General features: G+C 69.4%; 20 protein-coding genes and 1 riboswitch. Of the genes, 10 read left to right on the plus strand and 10 right to left on the minus strand.

Annotation, left to right across the window (positions count from 1 at the left end; all coding sequences use genetic code 11):
- Nucleotides 1-60: 60 nt before the first annotated feature.
- Both ACF07B_RS18325 and ACF07B_RS18330 read left to right on the plus strand, forming a co-directional pair.
- Complete coding sequence (locus ACF07B_RS18325) at nt 61-1,203, plus strand: metallophosphoesterase (RefSeq protein ID WP_392179640.1); 1,143 nt, start codon at nt 61-63, stop codon at nt 1,201-1,203.
- Between the two features lie 180 nt (nt 1,204-1,383).
- On the plus strand, nt 1,384-2,247 hold the full coding sequence (locus ACF07B_RS18330; RefSeq protein ID WP_392179641.1) for a hypothetical protein: 864 nt from the start codon (nt 1,384-1,386) through the stop codon (nt 2,245-2,247).
- Nucleotides 2,248-2,516: 269 nt separating this feature from the next.
- On the opposite strand, the gene ACF07B_RS18335 is transcribed toward ACF07B_RS18330, so the two are convergent.
- Both ACF07B_RS18335 and ACF07B_RS18340 read right to left on the minus strand, forming a co-directional pair.
- Nucleotides 2,517-4,004: a VWA domain-containing protein gene (locus ACF07B_RS18335; protein ID WP_392179642.1), complete on the minus strand. Its 1,488-nt coding sequence runs from the start codon at nt 4,002-4,004 to the stop codon at nt 2,517-2,519.
- Nucleotides 4,001-4,933: a LysR family transcriptional regulator gene (locus tag ACF07B_RS18340; RefSeq protein WP_392179643.1), complete on the minus strand. Its 933-nt coding sequence runs from the start codon at nt 4,931-4,933 to the stop codon at nt 4,001-4,003. Before ACF07B_RS18340 ends, ACF07B_RS18335 begins: the two co-directional genes overlap by 4 nt.
- A 227-nt stretch (nt 4,934-5,160) precedes the next feature.
- On the opposite strand from ACF07B_RS18340, the gene ACF07B_RS18345 reads away from it, so the two are divergent.
- A complete protein-coding gene (locus ACF07B_RS18345) occupies nt 5,161-5,556 on the plus strand; it encodes a VOC family protein (protein ID WP_392179644.1) in 396 nt (131 codons plus the stop codon).
- 58 nt (nt 5,557-5,614) lie between these two features.
- On the opposite strand, the gene thiC is transcribed toward ACF07B_RS18345, so the two are convergent.
- Entirely contained in the window at nt 5,615-7,435 is a 1,821-nt protein-coding gene (gene thiC / locus ACF07B_RS18350; protein WP_392179645.1) for a phosphomethylpyrimidine synthase ThiC, read from the minus strand.
- Nucleotides 7,428-7,584: riboswitch (TPP riboswitch) on the minus strand. (Overlaps the previous gene by 8 nt.)
- Before the next feature lie 71 nt (nt 7,585-7,655).
- Between thiC and ACF07B_RS18355 the strand changes: the two genes are divergently transcribed.
- Nucleotides 7,656-9,164, plus strand: coding sequence for a YibE/F family protein (locus ACF07B_RS18355; RefSeq protein WP_392179646.1), 1,509 nt, complete (start codon nt 7,656-7,658; stop codon nt 9,162-9,164).
- Nucleotides 9,165-9,248: 84 nt separating this feature from the next.
- Here the strand turns inward: ACF07B_RS18355 and ACF07B_RS18360 are convergent, their stop codons facing one another.
- The 4 genes from ACF07B_RS18360 to ACF07B_RS18375 form a co-directional block, all read right to left on the minus strand.
- Nucleotides 9,249-9,686 (minus strand): SsgA family sporulation/cell division regulator, encoded by a 438-nt coding sequence (locus ACF07B_RS18360; RefSeq protein WP_362403853.1) that lies wholly within the window; start codon nt 9,684-9,686, stop codon nt 9,249-9,251.
- A 101-nt stretch (nt 9,687-9,787) separates the two neighbouring features.
- The gene (locus ACF07B_RS18365) at nt 9,788-10,681 is read right to left on the minus strand and encodes an IclR family transcriptional regulator (RefSeq protein WP_392179647.1); all 894 of its coding nucleotides are present in this window, start codon (nt 10,679-10,681) and stop codon (nt 9,788-9,790) included.
- A gap of 388 nt (nt 10,682-11,069) precedes the next feature.
- Nucleotides 11,070-11,282, minus strand: a complete 213-nt coding sequence (locus tag ACF07B_RS18370; protein WP_369481960.1) for a DUF5326 family protein — start codon at nt 11,280-11,282, stop codon at nt 11,070-11,072.
- Nucleotides 11,283-11,447: 165 nt separating this feature from the next.
- Nucleotides 11,448-11,765 (minus strand): cupin domain-containing protein, encoded by a 318-nt coding sequence (locus tag ACF07B_RS18375; RefSeq protein WP_362403847.1) that lies wholly within the window; start codon nt 11,763-11,765, stop codon nt 11,448-11,450.
- Nucleotides 11,766-11,846: 81 nt separating this feature from the next.
- Here ACF07B_RS18375 and ACF07B_RS18380 point away from each other — a divergent pair, with 81 nt between their 5' ends.
- The 5 genes from ACF07B_RS18380 (at nt 11,847) to ACF07B_RS18400 (ending at nt 15,614) form a co-directional block, all read left to right on the plus strand.
- A complete protein-coding gene (locus ACF07B_RS18380) occupies nt 11,847-12,224 on the plus strand; it encodes a phage holin family protein (protein WP_369481961.1) in 378 nt (125 codons plus the stop codon).
- Between the two features lie 18 nt (nt 12,225-12,242).
- The gene (locus ACF07B_RS18385) at nt 12,243-12,734 is read left to right on the plus strand and encodes a low molecular weight protein-tyrosine-phosphatase (protein ID WP_392179648.1); all 492 of its coding nucleotides are present in this window, start codon (nt 12,243-12,245) and stop codon (nt 12,732-12,734) included.
- On the plus strand, nt 12,731-13,930 hold the full coding sequence (locus tag ACF07B_RS18390) for a cystathionine gamma-lyase (protein WP_392179649.1): 1,200 nt from the start codon (nt 12,731-12,733) through the stop codon (nt 13,928-13,930). Before ACF07B_RS18385 ends, ACF07B_RS18390 begins: the two co-directional genes overlap by 4 nt.
- A gap of 215 nt (nt 13,931-14,145) precedes the next feature.
- The gene (locus tag ACF07B_RS18395; protein ID WP_362403837.1) at nt 14,146-15,051 is read left to right on the plus strand and encodes a LysR family transcriptional regulator; all 906 of its coding nucleotides are present in this window, start codon (nt 14,146-14,148) and stop codon (nt 15,049-15,051) included.
- Between the two features lie 80 nt (nt 15,052-15,131).
- Nucleotides 15,132-15,614 carry an NUDIX domain-containing protein gene (locus ACF07B_RS18400; RefSeq protein WP_392179650.1) on the plus strand — a complete coding sequence of 161 codons (483 nt, stop codon included), beginning with the start codon at nt 15,132-15,134 and terminating at the stop codon, nt 15,612-15,614.
- 34 nt (nt 15,615-15,648) lie between these two features.
- Here ACF07B_RS18400 and ACF07B_RS18405 read toward each other — a convergent pair whose 3' ends face one another.
- Nucleotides 15,649-16,281 carry an HAD family hydrolase gene (locus ACF07B_RS18405; protein ID WP_392179651.1) on the minus strand — a complete coding sequence of 211 codons (633 nt, stop codon included), beginning with the start codon at nt 16,279-16,281 and terminating at the stop codon, nt 15,649-15,651.
- Nucleotides 16,282-16,439: 158 nt separating this feature from the next.
- Here ACF07B_RS18405 and ACF07B_RS18410 point away from each other — a divergent pair, with 158 nt between their 5' ends.
- On the plus strand, nt 16,440-17,306 hold the full coding sequence (locus tag ACF07B_RS18410; protein ID WP_392179652.1) for a GNAT family N-acetyltransferase: 867 nt from the start codon (nt 16,440-16,442) through the stop codon (nt 17,304-17,306).
- Nucleotides 17,307-17,438: 132 nt separating this feature from the next.
- On the opposite strand, the gene ACF07B_RS18415 is transcribed toward ACF07B_RS18410, so the two are convergent.
- Together ACF07B_RS18415 and ACF07B_RS18420 are read right to left on the minus strand one after the other, a co-directional pair.
- Nucleotides 17,439-17,861, minus strand: a complete 423-nt coding sequence (locus tag ACF07B_RS18415; RefSeq protein WP_362403826.1) for a heme-binding protein — start codon at nt 17,859-17,861, stop codon at nt 17,439-17,441.
- Nucleotides 17,862-17,960: 99 nt separating this feature from the next.
- Nucleotides 17,961-19,169, minus strand: a complete 1,209-nt coding sequence (locus ACF07B_RS18420; protein WP_392179653.1) for an MFS transporter — start codon at nt 19,167-19,169, stop codon at nt 17,961-17,963.
- Between the last annotated feature and the right edge of the window lie 87 nt (nt 19,170-19,256).

The raw sequence follows: 19,256 nt of genomic DNA on the forward strand, positions 1-19,256 counted from the left end.
CCGCTGCGACCAGGCAGTCCGAACCGGTGCAGATGCGGTGCGATGGTGGTGGAGGGGTCGATGACTCAGGGGGCCGGTCAGGGACCCGAGGTGGTGCGGACGGCGACGTTGCGCGACTTCCGGGTACCGGGTTACGTCCACGAGACCGGTCCGTATGCGCAGAACACGCCGCATGGCGAGGGCGCCGGACCCGTCGGTGAGAGCGCGCGGTACGCGTCGGGGGAATCCTCCCCCTACGCGTCCGGAGAGTCTCCGTCGGAGTTCCCGGGAGAGTTCTCCGAGGGGTACACGCCCACGCAGCGCGATCTGCCGGTCATCAACCGCGGCGACACCCTGCAGGTCGCCGTGGACCCCTCGGGCGCACCCGCCCCGGCGTCCGGCGCCGGACCCGGCCCGCTGTACGTCGTCGGGGATGTGCACGGCTACCTCGACCAGCTCGTCGCCGCGCTCCAGGCCAAGGGCCTCCTCGACGCCGGCGGCAACTGGTCGGCCGGCACCTCGCGCCTGTGGTTCCTCGGCGACTTCACCGACCGCGGTCCGGACGGCATCGGCGTGATCGACCTCGTGATGCGGCTGTCCGCCGAGGCGGCCGCGGCCGGCGGCTACTGCAAGGCGCTCATGGGCAACCACGAGCTGCTGCTGCTCGGCGCCAAGCGGTTCGGCGACACCCCGGTCAGCTCCGGCGCCGGCACCGCCACCTTCCAGGCCGCCTGGCTGCTCAACGGCGGCCAGAAGACGGACATGGACCGTCTCCAGGACCACCATCTGCAGTGGATGGCCCGCCTCGACGCCATGGAGCTGGTCGACGGACACCTTCTGGTGCACTCCGACACCACCGCCTACCTCGACTACGGCGACTCCATCGAAGCGGTCAACGACACCGTCCGCGAGACCCTCACCCGCAACGACGCCGAGGACTGCTGGGACCTCTTCCGCAAGTTCACCCGCCGCTTCGCCTTCCGCGACGACGGCGCCGAGGCGGTCCACGAACTGCTCGACCTGTACGGCGGCACACGCGTCGTCCACGGTCACAGCCCTATTCCGTACCTCCTGGGCGAGGTGGGCCCGGAGGACGGCGAGGCCGGAGCGGGTCCCGTGATCGAAGGACCACACGTCTACGCCGACGGTCTGGCCATCGCGATGGACGGTGGAGTGACCATGGCCGGAAAACTGCTGGTCCAGCAACTTCCCCTGGATATCTGAGCGTTCACCGGGCAGGCGTCCGGCGGACGGACCGCTGCGGACAGGGGCCAATTTCTGGAAACCCCCTGTCACGGCGTGCCGTCACCGCTCTACCATCGGCTTATCCGTAGCAGGCTCCCCTCCGTTTCTGCCCAACGGCTCGTCAGCGTGCGAGCCATCAGCCCTACGGAGCATCGGGGGATGCAGATGAACAGCGTTCCGCAGCACCTGCTGAGCGAGGACCGCCAGGAATACGAGCGGATCCTCGATGAGGCGCTGCGCTCCGCACCACACCGCCCGGAACTCGCCGCTGTCGGCCAGCGGCTCAACCTCGAACAACTGCGCACCATGGCGCTCAACGCCACAGCCCTCATCACGACGGCCGCGTCGGACGAGTACGCGCACTATGTGAAGGTCCGCAGCGAACTGCGCCGACCGGTGCGGTCCGCTGTCGTGAGCGAGGAAACCGGCTCCACGGAGCCGGGCACGACCGTGTTGGGGCTCGCCGCCACCGTGGGGGAGGTCACCGAGACCGCCGGAGCGGGCGCGGTCGCCGTCGTCGCGGTGCTCGCCCCCGTCCTCGCCGGGACAGCGGCGCTGATCTTCCTGCTCGTGGGCTACGTCCTGAGGATGCTCGATCCCGAGCCGGCCGTCGCCAGAACCCTCCTGACCACAGGATGGGTCTTCGGCGCGATCACGGCGGCCGCCATTCTGGTCGCCGCGGCCGGACTGCTGCTGACCGCCCTGCGCAACAGCTCGTCCTCCTTCCAGGCCGAAGCGGGCGACGAGCTGACCGGTCAGGTCACCCGGGCCAAGGAGGCCTGGCGTGACGCCCTGCTGGAGCGCGGCATCCTGCCGTTCCTCCGGGAGGCCCTCGCGGACCCGGGCTCGGCGGCCCTGAGCCGCCCCGCACCGGCCCCCACCAGCCGCATTCCGCACCTCGGGTACGGCAGGCCGGGGTTCAGCAGCCCCGACGACGGACCGGCGGCGGGCCCGCGCCCGAGCTTCTCCAGCCCGGACTTCTCCAGCCCGGACTTCGGGGGCCCTGAACACCAGCCCGAGTGACCCGGCCGGCCGACGGCCGGGTCCGAGGCAGGAGAGGGCCCGCGCGGGTGCGCGGGCCCGTACGCCCTTACCGGTGCGGGCCCTTGCCGGTGCGGCCGTTGCCGGCTGTCGCGGGCGCGTCCGTACGGCTGTGGCAGGGCACTGCCCGCCGTAGCCCGCCGCGGGCGCCGGTGCTCCCGTGCACGGCCGTGGCGCGGGCGGTCCCTGGGCCCGTGGCGCGGGCTTCTCCACACCCGTCTCCGGGCGTCCTGCGCTGTTCTCGGGGTGTCTCAGATGATGCCGAGCCGCCGCGCCTCCTTCGTCCACGACGGGAACTCGGACAGCAACCGGTCGTAGAGATCCGGATCCGGTACGTCGCTGATGTCGTCGACCGCGAAGAAGCCCACGTTGTCGACGCGTCGGCCCGGCAGGGTGTCGAACCGCTCCAGAACGCCGTAGTTCGAGCGCCCCAGTCCGACGAACTGCCAGAAGACCGGCTCGTCCACCGCCTCCCGCAGTTCCTTCTCGATCTCCTTGTCGCGGTAGACGCCTCCGTCGGAGAAGAAGAGCACCAACGTGGGATCGGCGGACGGGTGCTCGCGGACGAACGTCCGGACCTCGGCGATCACCTTCTGCTCCTCGTTCTGGATGCCGACCGCCCGCATGTCCACCTGTCCCGGCAGCAGGCCCTTCTTCGGCTTCTTCCTTCTGAACAAGGTCAGTTCACCCACCCGGACATGACGTTCCAGCCACTCCGGCAGATCGCCCAGGGCGAGGTCCGGCAGTCGGGCCGGGTTCGACGCGAAGGTCCACGCCTGCATCTCCCCGTCGTCGTCCAGCTGGGCCGCCACCGCGGCCATCCGTTCCACCACATCGGCCACGACGCCCTTGGAGTACAGGAACGACATCGACCCGGAAGCGTCCAGGACCAGGATGACGCGGGCCCTGACGCCCACGGCCCCGTGCTTGCGCAGACTGACCGCCACCTGCTCCTTGCGCAGGGAGAGCCGCTTGCGCATGTCGACGGGCAACCGCTCCTCACCTTTGACGAGACGAGGGGCCGAGCCGGGAGCCGGGGGTGCCTGGGGCACCGGAGGAACGGGCGCGTTCGGGAATGCCGGTGCCTGCGGGGGTGGTGGGGGGACGGGCGCGATCGGGCGTGCCGGGACCGGCGAGGGCGTCGGTGCCACCGCGGAGGCTCCGGCGGGAGCGCTCCTCGTGTCCGTGCTCCCGGCCGTGCCCGGCTCCTCGTCCACGCTGATCCCGAAATCGGTGGCCAGGCCCGCGAGCCCGGAGGCGTACCCCTGGCCCACCGCGCGGAACTTCCACTGCCCTCCCCGCAGATACAGCTCGCCTCCGATGAACGCCGTCTCCGTCGTCGCCTCCATCTCGAAGACCGCCAGTTCCTGCCCGGTTCCGGCATCGAGGAGCCGCAGTCTCAGACCTGACAGCTGGCCGAAGGTGCCCCCGTCGGCGGAGGCGCCCAGGACCACGCGCTGGATCTCCGGCTCCAGGGCACGCAGATCCACCTCGACGGTGTCCGTCGTCCCGTCCCCCTCCCGCCGCTTGCCCGAGTGGTGCACGGCGCCCGAGGCATGCCTGGGCTGGTTGTAGAAGACGAAGTCACCGTCGTCACGCACCCGCCCGTCCGCTCGGAGCAGCAGGGCCGAGGCATCGGCGTCCGGCGCACCGGGGCCTCCTGACCAGCCGAGTACGACCCGCACCTGCTGCGCGGCGACGGGAAGGTTGGCGCCCTTGCTCATCGATGTCGGTGTCATGCGTCCAGTCTCCCCGCAGAAGCCGTCGGTGGATCCGACCGATACGCCCGCGCGGGAGAAGCGCCGGTCGCGTCCGTCGCGGCCCGTACGAACGCGCGCAGCCGCTCGGTGGTGTTGCCCTCCATCCACACCAGTCCCCGTTCGATCGGCTGCGCGTCGTGCAGGGGTACGTAGGCGACGTCGGGCCGCGGGTAGTACTGCCGTGAGTGCTCGCCGACCGGGAGGACGCCCCGGCCCATCGCGACCAGGGTCAGCATTTCGGAGAACGACCCGCCGGCCGGCCCCTTCGGAACGGCTCTGCCCGAGGGGGTGCGGTCCGGTGTGCGGTCCTGTTTGAACGTCGCCGAGGTCACCTGGGGGTACTGCACCACGGGATGTTCCGCCAGCACCTCCAGGGACAGCCGCTCCTCACCGGCCAGCGGATGACCTGCCGGGACGGCCAGGACTCGTCTCTCCCGCAGCAGAGCCGGTCCGCGGGCCATTCCGTCGAAGGGGAACGAGGCCAGCAGCACGTCGACCGAACCGTCCAGCAGACTCGCCCGGGAGTTGGAGAGCTGGACCTCCCGCACGTCGACACGGCAGTCCGGGTGACGCTCACCGAACAGGCCGACCGCCTTGAGGAGCGTGGGCGCCGTCCACTCACCGAGGAAGGCGACCCGCAGCTCTCCGGTGACGCCCCGGCCGGCGTCGGCCGCCCTGCGCAGCGCCGCCTCCATCCCGGCGACCAGGGGCGCCAGATCGTCCGCCAGCTGTCTGCCGATCGGGGTGAGCCGGACGGAACGGCTGGTGCGTTCGAACAGCAGGGCTCCGACTCTGCGCTCCAGCGCCTTGATCACCTGGCTGACACGCCCGGTCGTGACCAGCAGCCGCGCGGCGGTCCGGCCGAAGTGCAGTTCCTCGGCCAGCGTCAGAAAGATCTCGGTCTCCATTCGCTCCAGCATGAAACCCCCGGCGTTAAATCTGACTCAACGGTCGTACAGCGATCATGCCTTGATGGCGGCCGTCCCACGGCGGATCGTAGAAGTCGTCCACCCGGCCGCGGGAGAGCCCACTGGCTCCCCGGCCGGCCGGGCGCACAGCGGCTCCGCGCCCGGTTCCGTCCACCCGTACGCCCACCACCTCCGTGGCTTCGCCACGCCATCGCCCTGGAGACGACATGACCGCGCTGCGCGTGAAGGCCTTCGACCACCTGGTCCTCAATGTCGAGGACGTCGAACGGTCCCTGGACTTCTACACCGGACTTCTGGGCCTCGAACCCGTACGCGTCGCCGAATGGCGGTCCGGCCAGGCCCCGTTCCCGTCCGTGAGGATCACGGCGGAAACCATCATCGACCTGATCACCCATACCCCTGGCGGGTCCAACGTCGACCACATCTGTCTCACCGTGGAACCTCTGGACTGGGACCAGGTCATCGCGTCGGGATCCTTCACCGTGCTCGAGGGGCCCGTGGAACGCTTCGGCGCGCGGGGAAACGCCACCTCGGTCTACGTCCAGGACCCGGACGGCAACACCGTCGAACTGCGCTGGTACCCGCAGGACGTCACCCCGTGACCCTGCCGAGGGCGGCGGTCCGGGTGTGTGCCCCGGACCGCCGCCCCCTTGGAACAGCTCAGTCGGCCAGCGGCAGGTACACGCGGTTGCCCGCCTCGGCGAACTCCCGGGACTTCTGAAGCATGCCCTCGGAGATCTCCTCGGCGGAGGCGCCGTCGGCCACGTCACCGCCGAACCGCTCGTTGATGCTCTGGCTGATCTTCATCGAGCAGAACTTCGGCCCGCACATGGAACAGAAGTGGGCTGTCTTGGCGGGCTCGGCCGGCAGCGTCTGGTCGTGGAACTCCCGCGCCGTGTCCGGGTCGAGAGCCAGGTTGAACTGGTCCTCCCACCGGAACTCGAAGCGGGCGTCGGAGAGCGCGTCATCCCATTCCTGCGCACCTGGGTGCCCCTTGGCGAGGTCGGCTGCGTGGGCGGCGATCTTGTAGGTGATGACGCCGGTCTTGACGTCGTCACGATCGGGCAGGCCCAAGTGCTCCTTGGGCGTGACGTAGCAGAGCATGGCCGTGCCCCACCAGGCGATCATCGCGGCACCGATGCCGGAAGTGATGTGGTCGTACGCCGGCGCGACGTCCGTCGTCAGCGGACCGAGGGTATAGAACGGAGCTTCATCACAGATCTCCTGCTGAAGGTCGATGTTCTCCTTGATCTTGTGCATCGGGACATGTCCCGGGCCTTCGATCATCGTCTGTACCTGAAAACGCTTCGCGACCCTGTTGAGTTCCCCGAGCGTCCTCAACTCGGCGAATTGCGCCGCGTCGTTGGCGTCCGCGATGGAACCCGGCCGCAGCCCGTCGCCGAGCGAGTAGGTGACGTCGTACGCGGCGAGGATCTCGCAGAGTTCCTCGAAGTTCTCGTACAGGAACGACTCCTTGTGGTGCGCGAGGCACCAGGCGGCCATGATCGAGCCACCGCGCGAGACGATGCCGGTCTTGCGGTTCGCGGTGAGCGGCACGTACGCCAGGCGCACGCCCGCGTGAACCGTCATGTAGTCCACGCCCTGCTCGGCCTGCTCGACGACGGTGTCCTTGTAGATCTCCCAGGTCAGCTCCTCGGCCCGGCCGTCGACCTTCTCCAGCGCCTGATAGAGCGGCACGGTGCCGATGGGGACGGGGGAGTTGCGCAGCACCCATTCACGCGTGGTGTGGATGTTGCGGCCGGTGGACAGGTCCATGACCGTGTCGGCGCCCCAGCGGGTCGCCCAGGTCATCTTCTCGACCTCCTCCTCGATGGAGGAAGTCACAGCGGAATTGCCGATGTTGGCGTTGACCTTCACCAGGAACCGCTTGCCGATGATCATCGGCTCGATCTCCGGATGGTTGATGTTCACGGGCAGCACGGCTCGGCCCGCGGCGATCTCCTCCCGCACGACCTCGGGGGCGACGTTCTCACGGACCGCCACGAACTCCATCTCGGGCGTGATCTCACCGCGCCGCGCGTAGGCGAGCTGGGTCACCGCCTGCCCGGCCCGCCCCCGGCGCGGCTGGCGCGGCCGGCCCGGGAAGACCGCGTCGAGATTGCGCAGCCCTCCGCGCGGGGACGTGTGCTTGATCCCGTCGTCCTCGGGACGGACGGGACGGCCCGCGTACTCCTCGGTGTCACCGCGGGCGATGATCCAGCTCTCACGCAGCGGTGCCAGCCCCCTGCGGACATCGGTGTCGATGGACGGATCGGTGTACGGGCCGGAGGTGTCGTACAACGTCACCGCCTGCCCGTTGGTGAGGTGCACCTGGCGAACCGGCACCCGCAGATCGGGGCGAGTACCCCCGACGTATGCCTTGTGCCAGCCGATCGACTGCCCGTCCTGGCCGTTCGAGGACGGCGGGGAAACCCCGTCCGTCCGGCTGGAGGCAGGCGTGCGTACATCCTTGTCGGTCATGAGACCTACTCCCTACGCCGGCATTACCCGGTAACAGGTTCAGCGGTCGACGCAGCGGCTTCCGATCGCCGATGTTTCATGTGAAACATCGCGAAGACGGAGGTCAGCGCCCTCTCAGCCCGGTGCTCCGAGCTCCCGCGTGTGCAAAGGTGCCCCCACGCTAGCGTCATGTCTGGCGCGGTGAACAGAGGGCCCTTGACGTTCTTGCGATGATCGGGCGGTGACGACGACCCGGCAGCATCCGTTCCCTCCGCCCGAGCCACCGCGCCGTCCCGGCTCCGACGGCGGCCCTGGGCACGGCTCCGGCATCGGTCATGGACACGAGCAAGAGCACGGGCACGGCCACGGACCGGACGGTGATCATCAGGGTTCGGGCGACGGGCACGGGCCGGGTCCCCGCCGCGGGCACGACGAGCCGGTGAGCGCCGGGCACGGACATTCCCACAGCCACGGCCCCGCGGCGCCGGTCTCCAAGCAGCTGCGCAAGGTCATCGCCGCGGTACTGATCCCCTTCGCGGCCGCGGTCGTCGTGGGTCTCGTGGTGCTGTGGCCCGGCGGCGCGCCGGCCCACGAGCGCACCGGTGTCGGGTTCGACCGGCAGACCCAGCAGGCGACCGTCACGAAGATCGACCAGGTGGACTGCAAGTCCGTGAACGCCTCCTCGGGGGCCGCGACGGGCGGCTCCGCCGCCGGGGATTCCTCCGCTCAGTCCGGGAAGGGGGGAGAGTGCAAGAAGGCGACTGTCCGCATCGACACCGGCAAGGACCAGGGCCGCACGTTCACCGAGGTCGTTCAGCCCGATCAATCACGGCAGTTGCACCAGAGCGAGAAGGTCGTCGTCGCGTACGAACCCTCCGCCCCCAAGGACCTCCAGTACTCGGTCACGGACGCGAACCGGAAGCTGCCCCTGACGCTGCTCGCCGTGATCTTCGCGGTGGTCGTCGTGGTGATCGGCCGGATGCGCGGCATCATGGCGCTGGTCGCCCTGGCCATCAGCTTCGTGATCCTGAACTTCTTCATCCTGCCCGCGATCCTGGAGGGCTCGAACCCGCTGCTCGTGGCCGTCGTCGGGTCCAGTGCGATCATGCTCATCGCGCTCTATATGTGTCACGGTCTGTCGGCCCGGACGTCCGTGGCAGTGGTCGGCACCCTGCTCTCACTGGTGCTGATCGGGCTCCTCGGCTCGGTCTTCATCGACTGGGCCGTGCTGACCGGCAACACCGACGACAGCACCGGCCTGATCCACGGTCTGTACCCGTCCATCGACATGAGCGGCCTGCTGCTGGCCGGCGTCATCATCGGTTCGCTCGGCGTTCTGGACGATGTGACGGTGACGCAGACGTCCGCGGTCTGGGAACTGCACGAGGCGAACCCGACGATGGGCTGGCGCGGCCTGTACCGCGCGGGTATCCGTATCGGCCGCGACCACATCGCGTCGGTCGTCAACACGCTCGTCCTGGCCTACGCGGGCGCCGCGCTGCCGCTCCTGCTGCTCTTCTCGATCGCCCAGAGCAGCGTGGGCACCGTCGCCAACAGCGAACTGGTCGCCGAGGAGATCGTGCGCACGCTGGTCGGATCGATCGGTCTCGTCGCGGCGGTCCCCGTGACGACCGCGCTGGCCGCGCTGGTGGTCGCCGCGGACCGCGAAGGCGGCGCGCCCGTCCCCGCGCAGCCCGCGGCCGACAGGACGCCGGCACGGAGCGGTAAGGGACGCCGCCGCAAGCACTGAGCCCTCACGCAGCGACGCGGAAACCATCCTGCACCGGCGCCCCTTGTGAGGAAGCGTTACGCCGCTTCGCGGGCCGCCGACGCTTCAGCCCGCGCTCTGCTCCTCCGTGAGGATGCGGTCGAGCACCGCGTCGAGCGAGGTGTCGAAACCTTCGAGGGAGCGTTCCTGCCCGAGCGGCACGAGCCTGTCCGTCCGGTCGAGAAACGCGACGAGCGGCGCGGCCCCGGACCGGAACAGCGCGTGATCGCCGCCGACCTGAAGCCGGATCAGCACCTCGCCGAGCGCCTCCGGGTCGGACGGGGCGATGTGCACATCGCCGTCACCACAGGGCCCGCCCACCCCGTCGACAAGCAGTTCCCGCCCGAACGCCCAGGTCACGGGGGCGTCGCCGGGCAAGTGGAAGGTCAGCCGCACGGCGTACGGATCACAGGTCTCGTATCGCAGCTCGACAGGAATGCGGAAGGACAGCTCCTCGGACACGAGGAAGCTCATCATGACCTCTGCCTGCACCGACTCACGCATCGCCTACCCCGTCGTTTGCCGTCGACTGGCCAGGATTCGTCCCACCTGACACTGCTGGAAATATTGCTCAACGTGCATGCCGCATTACAAGGAGTGAGTTTTCAGATACTGATAGAGATGGCGAGTGTTCCTAACAGCCTGCCGACCTCGTCCTGCAGTTGCCGTGCCACGGGCAGCAGCCGGTCGCCCTGGTGGGACGGGAGGGAGAAGGCCACGACCGCGGCCGAACTGCCCGCGGTGACGGGGATCGCCGCGCAGACCGTGCCCAGCGCGTACTCCTGCCGCTCGATCACGGGTTCCATCCGGCCCGCCCGTTCGAGGCGCCGCAGCAGCCGGTCCTCGTCACGCACCGTGTACGGCGTGAGCGTCCGCACCGGGTAGCGGTCGAGGTGGTCACGCCGGGACTTGTCGTCCAGCTGAGCCAGCAGACACTGGCCGACCGCGTGGGCGTGCCCGGTCTCGCGGAAGTCGGCCCACTCCTCGACCGCCGGGTTCGCCGGTGTGTCGACGACACACATGACCTCGATCTCACCGTCACGGTAGACCGCGTAGTACACGGGTGCGCCGATCGCGTCGCGCCAGTGCGCGAGAGTGTCTCTCACCGTGCTGCGACGTTTCTGCCGGGCGCCGCTGCTGCTCAGCCGCTCGGCGGCCTCGCCCAGGAAGAACAGCCCTCTGTCACGCCGCAGATAGCCCTCGTGGACCAGGGTGCGCAGCAGGTGGTAGGCGGTCGGCAACGCCAGCCCTGCCTCCCGGGCGAGCTGCTTGGCGGGGGCGCCCTGCTCCCGCGAGGCGACGGCCTCCAGCAGCCGCATCGCGCGCTGGACCGAGCCGATCAGCGTGGTGGTGTGGGAGTCCAGAGGAGCGGCTTCCGGCTCCGCGGGCAGGGCGCGGGCCCGCCGTGCCGTCCCCGTGTCCGGTGGGAGTGGACCGCCAGGCGCCGCCGGTCCGGTGCGCCCTTTCGCCGGCGCGGTGCGCCGGGCGGGTTCCTCCATCGCCGGATTCCGGGACTGCGCCGGCTCCCTGGACGGAGCCGACGGGCCGTGCGAGAGGGGCGGCTCCCCCGGCGAGGTACGCGGCTGGGCCGGCGGAACGCGTGCCGCCGCGGGCGTTCCCGGTCGCCGGAAGGGTGGAGCGACGGATGGTGCGGGTGCGGTGTCAACCGTGGCCAAGGGGCACTCCGAAGAGCGAGGGGGACCGCCCGTGCGGGGAGTCACGGGAGGGGGCTGTGCGCTGCCCGCGGGGTCGGCCCCCGCGTCGAGTTCCGGACTCTAACGGGCCGTCACCGCTCATACCCGGCCTCACCGGAAACTTCCCCCGGCCGAGGGAACCTTGGGTTCCCTTTCCCCTTTCGCCGTTACCTGCCGCCGGCCCTCCCGCGCCTCACCAGTCGCTGCGCGAGGAGGAACCCGACAGGAACTTCCGCACGATGAAGATGAGCCCGCCGACCAGCGCGACGAAGACGAGCAGCTTGAAGAGCAGACCGATGACGAACCCGACGACGCTCGCTATCAGACCGCCGAACACCACGAGGGCGATGACCGGCACCGCGACCCACTTCACCCACCACGGCATACCGCTGAAGATCTCCTGCATCGCCCTGTCCTTACCTCTCCTCGCCCGTGGCCCCGACGCCGGGACACTGATTCCGGGTTCTCTGATGTCTCGCACCCGATGCTAGGCCGGGGAGGGGGCCGTACGGTGGCCTCGCATCCCTTGTCCTCCCCTGACCGTCCCCCTAGGGAACCCTGAGACGCGGGGTCAGCTCTCGGGCGGAGAGAACACCACCAGGACCCGCAGATCCTCCGTGATGTGGTGGAACTTGTGGGCGACCCCGGCGGGCACGTAGACGACGCTGCCCCGGGCCACCTGAGTGGTCTCCAGGCCGACGGTGATCGACGCCCGCCCGCTGACGACGAAGTACACCTCGTCCTGGGCATGCGGTTTCTGCGGATCATGGGAGCCCGCGTCGAGCGCGTACAGCCCGGCGGACATGTTGCGTTCGCGCAGAAACTGCAGGTAGGCACCGTCGTTGGCGGCGCGTTCCGCCTCCAGTTCGTCCAGCCGGAATGCCTTCATCGCCCTCGTCCGCTCTTGTGCGCCACAGGCTGTTTCCACAGCCTCTTCTGGCCAGTCGATCTCTCTGCCACGATCAGACACATGAAGAATTTCGTAGTCAAGACGCTCGCCAACGCGGGGGCCCTGGCCGTCGCCGTCTGGCTGCTCGACAAGATCACCCTCACGGGCGACAGCACGGGCAAGAAGATAGCCACGCTCCTCGTCGTCGCACTGGTCTTCGGACTGGTGAACTTCCTCGTCAAGCCGGTCGTGAAGGTGCTGACCTTCCCGCTCTTCATCCTCACCCTCGGCCTGATCACCCTCGTGGTGAACGCCTTGATGCTGCTGCTCACCTCGTGGGTGGCCGACAAACTCGACGTGAGCTTCCACGTGGACGGCTTCTGGACCGCCGTCCTGGGCGGCCTGATCATCTCCGTCGTCTCCTGGGCGCTCAATGTCGTCCTGCCCGACGGCGACTGAGAAGACTGAGAGAGTCTCATGACCTACCGCGTCTGCTTCGTCTGCACCGGCAACATCTGCCGCTCGCCGATGGCCGAATCCGTCTTCCGTGCCCACGTGGCGCGAGCCGGACTCGGCGAGCTCGTCGAGGTCGACAGCGCGGGCACGGACGGCTGGCACGAGGGCGACGGAGCCGACGAGCGCACCGTCGCCGTGCTGGAGGCGGCCGGATACGAGAGCGACCACGCGGCCCGGCGGTTCCAGGCTTCGTGGTTCTCCCGTCTCGATCTCGTCATCGCCCTCGACACAGGCCACCTCAAGGCCCTGCGCCACCTCGCGACCAGTGCGGAGGACGCCGGGAAGGTCCGGCTGCTGCGCTCGTACAACCCCACCGCGGGCGACGATCTGGACGTCCCTGATCCGTACTACGGACACATGGACGGCTTCGAGGAATGTCTTGAGATGGTGGAGGCGGCGAGCCACGGGCTGCTCGCCGCGGTACGGGAGCAAGTGAAGGGACGAGCGGCATGACGTCAGGGGATTTCGTCACGGCGAACGATGAGGGCACCGGCCCCGCGGGAGAACGCGCGGCCACGGGGGCGGCGATGCCGGGCGACGGCACCCGGGCGGTACGCGCCGGGCTGCCCGAGCCCGTCAAGTACGAGCCGACCCTTCCCGGCCCGGTCTTCGCCGCGCACTTCCATCTGCCGGGTGAGCCCACCGGTCCCTACACCTACGGCCGCGACGAGAACCCGACCTGGACGCTTCTGGAGCGCGCGATCGGGGAGCTGGAGGCACCCGGACAGGAGTCCGCCGAAACGCTGTCCTTCCCCTCCGGCATGGCCGCCATCTCCGCGGTGCTCTTCTCGCAACTGCGGGCCGGGGACGTCGTCGTCCTGCCCGACGACGGCTACCAGGTGCTGCCGCTGGTGCGTGAGCAGCTGACCGCGTTCGGCGTCGAGGTGCGCACGGCCCCCACCGCCGGCGATGCCCAGCTCGACGTCCTGGACGGCGCGAAACTGCTGTGGATCGAGACGCCGTCCAACCCGGGCCTCGACGTCTGCGACCTGCGCCGCCTCGTCGCCGCAGCGCACGCGCAGGGCACGCTCGTCGCCGTGGACAACACCCTGGCCACCCCGCTCGGACAGCGCCCGCTGGAGCTGGGCGCCGACTTCTCCGTGGCCAGCGGCACCAAGATGCTCACCGGGCACGGCGACATCCTCCTCGGGTACGTCACCGGCAGGGACGCCGGTGTCATGGCTCCCGTACGACGCTGGCGCAAGGTCGTCGGAGCCATCCCCGGCCCCATGGAGGCATGGCTGGCCCACCGCTCGCTCGCCACGCTCCAGCTGAGGGCCGACCGGCAGACCGCCACCGCGAGGACGATCGCCGAAGTCCTGCGGGACCGCCCAGAGGTGACGGGGCTGCGTTACCCGGGACTGCCCGACGACCCCTCGTACAAGATCGCCTCGCAGCAGATGCGTCGCTTCGGATGCGTGGTCTCCTTCACGCTGCCCTCGCGCGAGCGGGCGGAGCGCTTCCTCGACGCGCTGCGTCTGGTGGACGACGCCACCAGTTTCGGCGGGGTGCGGTCCACCGCCGAGCGGCGCGGCCGCTGGGGCGGCGACGCCGTCCCGGAGGGCTTCATCCGCCTCTCCGCCGGCGCCGAAGACCCCGAGGACCTGGTGACGGACATCCTGCGGGCCCTCGACGCATCCGCCGAGTAGGCGTCCGCCACGGCGGGATCAGTACCCCCCACTACGTACAACGGACGGTCCGAACCTCCCCCCTCGTGGCTCGGACCGTCCCGGTTCTGCGCGCGAAGAACCGCGCGAACAAGGCTAGTTGACTCTGTGTCAGTGTCCAATCACAGTAGCGACAGAGACCTATCGACTTATTTATAGTTGAGGCTCGCGCGGGGTGCTGAAAGGGGAGAGGCACCATGGACCTGGCCTTGCTGCGCACGTTCGTGACCGTGCACCGGGCCGGTTCCTTCACTCGTGCCGCCGCACTGCTCGGGCTGTCCCAGCCAGCCGTCACCTCGCAGATCCGCACGCTGGAGCGCCAGTTGGGGCGTCCCCTGTTCCTGCGCCAGGCACGTGGGGTGACGCCCACGACCATCGGCGACGAACTCGCCCACAAGGCGGCGCCTCATCTCGATGCCCTCGTGGAGATCACCGAGGCCGGTCTCGACGAGGACTCGTCTCTTCGCACCCTGCATCTCGCCGGACCCCCCGAGTTCACCGCGGAACGCGCGCTGCCCGCACTCACGGAACTGACCGGCGACGACGGCCAGGGCTTCGCCCTGCGCGTCTCCTTCGGCAACGCGCAGGAGACGATGGAGGGACTCGCCGCCGGGCATCACGATCTGGCCATGACGACGGCCCAGCCACGGGGTGCGCTTCTCACCGCGACTCCGCTCTGCGACGAGGAGCACGTCCTGGTCGCGGCTCCGCGCTGGGCCGCCGAGATCGGTCCGGGCAAACTCCGCCGCAAGGGCGCCCACGCTCTTGAGGGCTTCCCCATCGTCGAGGTCCACGAGTCGCTGCCGCTCGTCGCCCGCTACTGGGCCTCCGTTTTCGACTGCCGCCCCGCCGCCTCCGGCACGGTGATCGTCCCGGATTTCCGAGCGGTCCTCGCCTGCGCCTCCGCCGGCGCCGGCCTCGCCGTCCTGCCCAGATATCTTTGCTCCGACGCCATCGAGCGCGGAGACGTCGTGGCGCTCCTCGACCCCGCGGTGCCCCCGCTGCGTACGTACTTCCTGGTCGTACGGACGGGAACGCTGGCGATGCCGCACATCGCCCGTGCGCACGAATGGCTGCTGCGAGCGGCCTCCGACTGGAGCTGAGGCCGCCACGGACGGGGCTTTCACGCGGAATCGAGGTCGCACGATGTTTCACGTGGAACCAACCGGGCCACATTTCTCCCATGACCGTCCGACCCGTGGTCAAGCGCACCGCACGTGCCGTCCTGCTCGACGGCGACGACCTGATCTTGATCAAGCGCACCAAGCCCGGCGTCGATCCCTACTGGCTCACACCGGGTGGCGGGGTCGAACCGGAGGACACGACTGTCGTCGAGGCACTCCATCGTGAGGTGCACGAGGAGCTCGGTGCCAAGATCCTCGATGTGGTGCCCTGCTTCGTCGACACGGTCGAGCACATCGGCGACGACGGCGGCGCGACCGGTGTGAAGGTCCAGCACTTCTTCGTCTGCCGACTGGAGTCGATGGACCCGTCGCTGCGGCACGGTCCCGAAATGGACGAGCCCATCGGCGAGTACGAGATCGTCCGTGTCCCGTTCACCCGGGTGGGAATCGCCTCCGTCCACCTCGTACCCCTGTCGCTGAGGCACTATCTCGACGGGAACATCGAGGGCGTACGCGCCATGCACGCACCCGACCTGAGCTGACCCGGAGGTATCGGCGCGGGTCGGCCGCCCACCGTTACCCGGTGCTGCCCACCAGTTGATAGGCGGCGACCAGGTCCCGACCCACGTACGAATGCGTGGCGAGGCTGCGCAGATGCCGGTCCGCGTTGACCGCGACGGACACCGGCACGACGCCGAAGAGATCCGTGTCCGAGCCTGAGTCGCCATAGGCGACGCACTCGGCTCGACTCACCCCGAACTCCGCACAGAGCAGGTCCGCGATCTGTACCTTTGCCGCGGAGCTGAGAACGCCCGCCGGGTCCAAGGGCTCCACGAACGGCACGGCCGGAAAGCGTGAGCCATGAGCCGCGTGCGCTCCCCACGACAGCAGACGCTCCACGAAGAAGGAGGGCGACAGCGAGACGACGGCGCAGTAGTCGCCGTTCCGCCGGATCTCCCTCCAGACATCCTCGATCCCTGACATCCAGGGCGCACCGTCGAAAGCGGCCGCCACCTGTACCTCGGTGAGATCCGTCCACAGAGCATGCACCTGCGCCGCATACTCCGGAGGACCTATGCGCCCCTCGGATATGGCCTTTTCGAGCGCGATGGTCTCGGCTTCCAGACCGAGTTGCCGGGAGATCTCCAACGGCGCGGTGCTGCCGTGGAGCAGCGTCCCGTCGAGGTCGAAGAGATGAAGTCTCGCCATGTCTGTCGAGGCTACTGGGGCAACCAGCCTTCAGGGACAGGGGTTTCACGTGAAACTCCCGGTCACGCACCACAGTGATGTGGAACATGGCCAAAAGCCGGTAGGAGTGCCGGGAAAGCGGTGGACGGCAGGGCCCCGTCTCGGACAGCCTGACCTGCGTGTCGACTCCTTCCCTCACCGCTCTGCCCATTCGCCGTCTGACGCCCCGCGACCTCGTCGCCTGTGCCGACCTGTCCGAGGACCGGGGCTGGCCCCGTGAGGAGCACAAGTGGGGTCTGTTGCTCGCCGCGGGGACCGGTTACGGCATTGATGACCCCGCCGGCGGTCTCGTCACCGCGTGCGTGGTGACGGACTACGGACCGCGCGAGCGTCCGGAACTGGCCGCGATCGGCATGGTCCTGGTCGCCGAACGGCACGCGCGCCAGGGCGTCGGCCGACGTCTGATGCGGTACGTCGTCGACGAGCTGGGCACGACCCCGTTGACCCTGCACGCCACCGAGAACGGGCGCCCTCTCTACGAGGAGCTGGGATTCAAGGTCACCGGCCGGGCCGAGATGGTCTATGGAATCTTCACGCCCGACGGCTCTGACGCCGGCGTTCTCACCCGTCCGGCCACGGCGGAGGATCTCGCCCCCGTCCTGCGGCTGGACGAGGAGGTCTTCGGCGCCGACCGCACCCACATGATCACGCGACTGCCCGCCTTCGCGGACCAGCTGCGCGTGGCCGAGGAGAACGGCCGGATCATCGGCTACGCCGCCGCCTGGCCCAACATGACCACCCACGTCGTGGGCCCTCTGATCGCCCGGGACACGAAGACCGCGAAGGCGCTCGTCTCCTCGCTCGCCGCCCACACCGACCGGCCCCTGCGCACCGACATCGACATGCGGCACGAGGACCTGCTGAGCTGGCTGAAGGAACGCGGGCTGGCCTCCGTCGGCTTCAACGCGGTCATGATGCACAAGATCCCGGGACTGCCCGGTGACTGGACCCGCCGCTTCGCGCCGCTGACCGTGGCCGCCGGCTAGAGATCCGAAGGTTCTTGGACCGCCGGTCGGAGATCCGGGGGTTCCGGAAACACCGAGTGCCGGTCCTCCCGTGCTCAGGGGGACCGGCACATCCGATAGGTCGTCCGGCGGACGACCTATCGGCCGGTGGTGTCAGACGAGGGAGGCGACAGCGGCGACGGCGAAGCCGTGGTCCTGGTCGGGCATACCGCCGCCGACCCCGATGGCGCCGATCAGGCGGCCGTCGCGGTGGACCGGAACGCCACCCGCGATGAACAGCAGGGGACGGTCCAGCGCGGTGGGCAGGGTGTGGAAGAGGCCACCGGGCTGCACCGCGTCGACGAGATCGGCGGTGGCCGAGTCGAGCTGGAGTGCCGTGTAGGCCTTGCGTGTGCTGGTCTCTCCCGAGATCAGCACGGCCTGGTCGTCGCGCCGGAAGGCGAGCAGGTGGCCGCCCGCGTCGAGAACGGTGGCGCTGATCCGGACACCGGCGGCTTCGGCGGCGCGTCGGGCCGCGGTCACGAGGGCCTCGGCGTCCTCGATGGTCAGGGGGGCGACGGCGGTGGTGGTGCTCATCAGGGTCTCTCCTTGTGGGGGGTGTTCTGTATCGAGTGGGGAAACTTCTGGATCGAGTCGCCGTGGGAACGGCCCTGGTCCCGTGGCGGACCCGGTCGGTCAGTGGTGGACGGCGGTCAGCGGTTCGGCGGGGACGCTTCCGGCGACCACGACACCGGGGCGGGACGTGCGGCGCTCCAGAGCGGCCGAGAGGACGGCCAGGACGAGCGCACCGGCGGCGAGAACCGCACCGACCCAGTTGGGGGCGGTGTAGCCGAGGCCCGCGGCGATCACGACGCCGCCGAGCCAGGCGGCGAGGGCATTGCCGAGGTTGAAGGCGCCGATGTTCACGGCCGAGGCCAGCGTGGGGGCACCGTGCGCCTGGTCGAGAACGCGCTTCTGGAGCGGGGGCACGGTCGCGAAGCCCAGTGCGCCGATGAGAGCGATCGTGACGGCCGCCAGGATCTTGTTGTGCGCGGTGACGGTGAAGAGGGCGAGCACGACGGCGAGGCCGCCCAGAGACACGTACAGCATCGGCATCAGCGCGCGGTCGGCGAACCTGCCGCCGATCAGGTTCCCACCGACCATGCCGAGGCCGAAGAGGACCAGCAGCCAGGTGACCGATCCGTCGGCGAAACCGGCGACGTGCGTCATCATCGGCGCGATGTAGGTGACGGCCGCGAAGACGCCACCGAATCCGAGCACAGTCATCGCCATCGCGAGCAGGACCTGGACGTTCTTGAAGGCGGCCAGCTCATGGCGCAGACGCACGCCCTCGGGCTTCGGCATCTCCGGGACCAGCTTGGCGATGCCCAGCAGTCCGATGACGCCGAGCGCGGCGACTCCCGCGAAGGTGACGCGCCAGCCGGCGGACTGCCCGATCAGCGTGCCCAGGGGGACGCCGACGACATTGGCGATCGTGAGCCCGCTGAACATCATCGCGATGGCGCCGGCCTTCTTCTCGGGTGCGACCAGTTCGGCGGCGGCCACCGACCCGATGCCGAAGAAGGCACCGTGCGCGAGGGAGGCGACCACCCGGCCCGCGAACATCAGCCAGAAGGCCGGGGCCGCGGCGGAGATCAGATTGCCGAGGACGAACAACCCCATGAGCACCATGAGCATCCGCTTGCGGGACACCTTCGTGCCGAGTGCCGTCATGATCGGCGCGCCGACGACCACGCCCAGGGCGTAGCCGGTCACCAGCAGTCCGGCCGTCGGGATGGAGACCCCGAAGTCGCCGGCGACCTCGGGCAGGACGCCCATGATCACGAACTCGGTCGTTCCGATTCCGAAGGCCCCGATCGCGAGGGCCAGAAGCGCGAGAGGCATGGTGGGTACACCTTCCAGAAGATTGCATGGGCGCTTTGCCTGCGTTCACAATAGTTGCAGACGCGGGTTATAAGCAACAGCGGGCTA

The organism is Streptomyces sp. NPDC015532, from assembly GCF_043078065.1.
Lineage (GTDB): Bacteria > Actinomycetota > Actinomycetes > Streptomycetales > Streptomycetaceae > Streptomyces.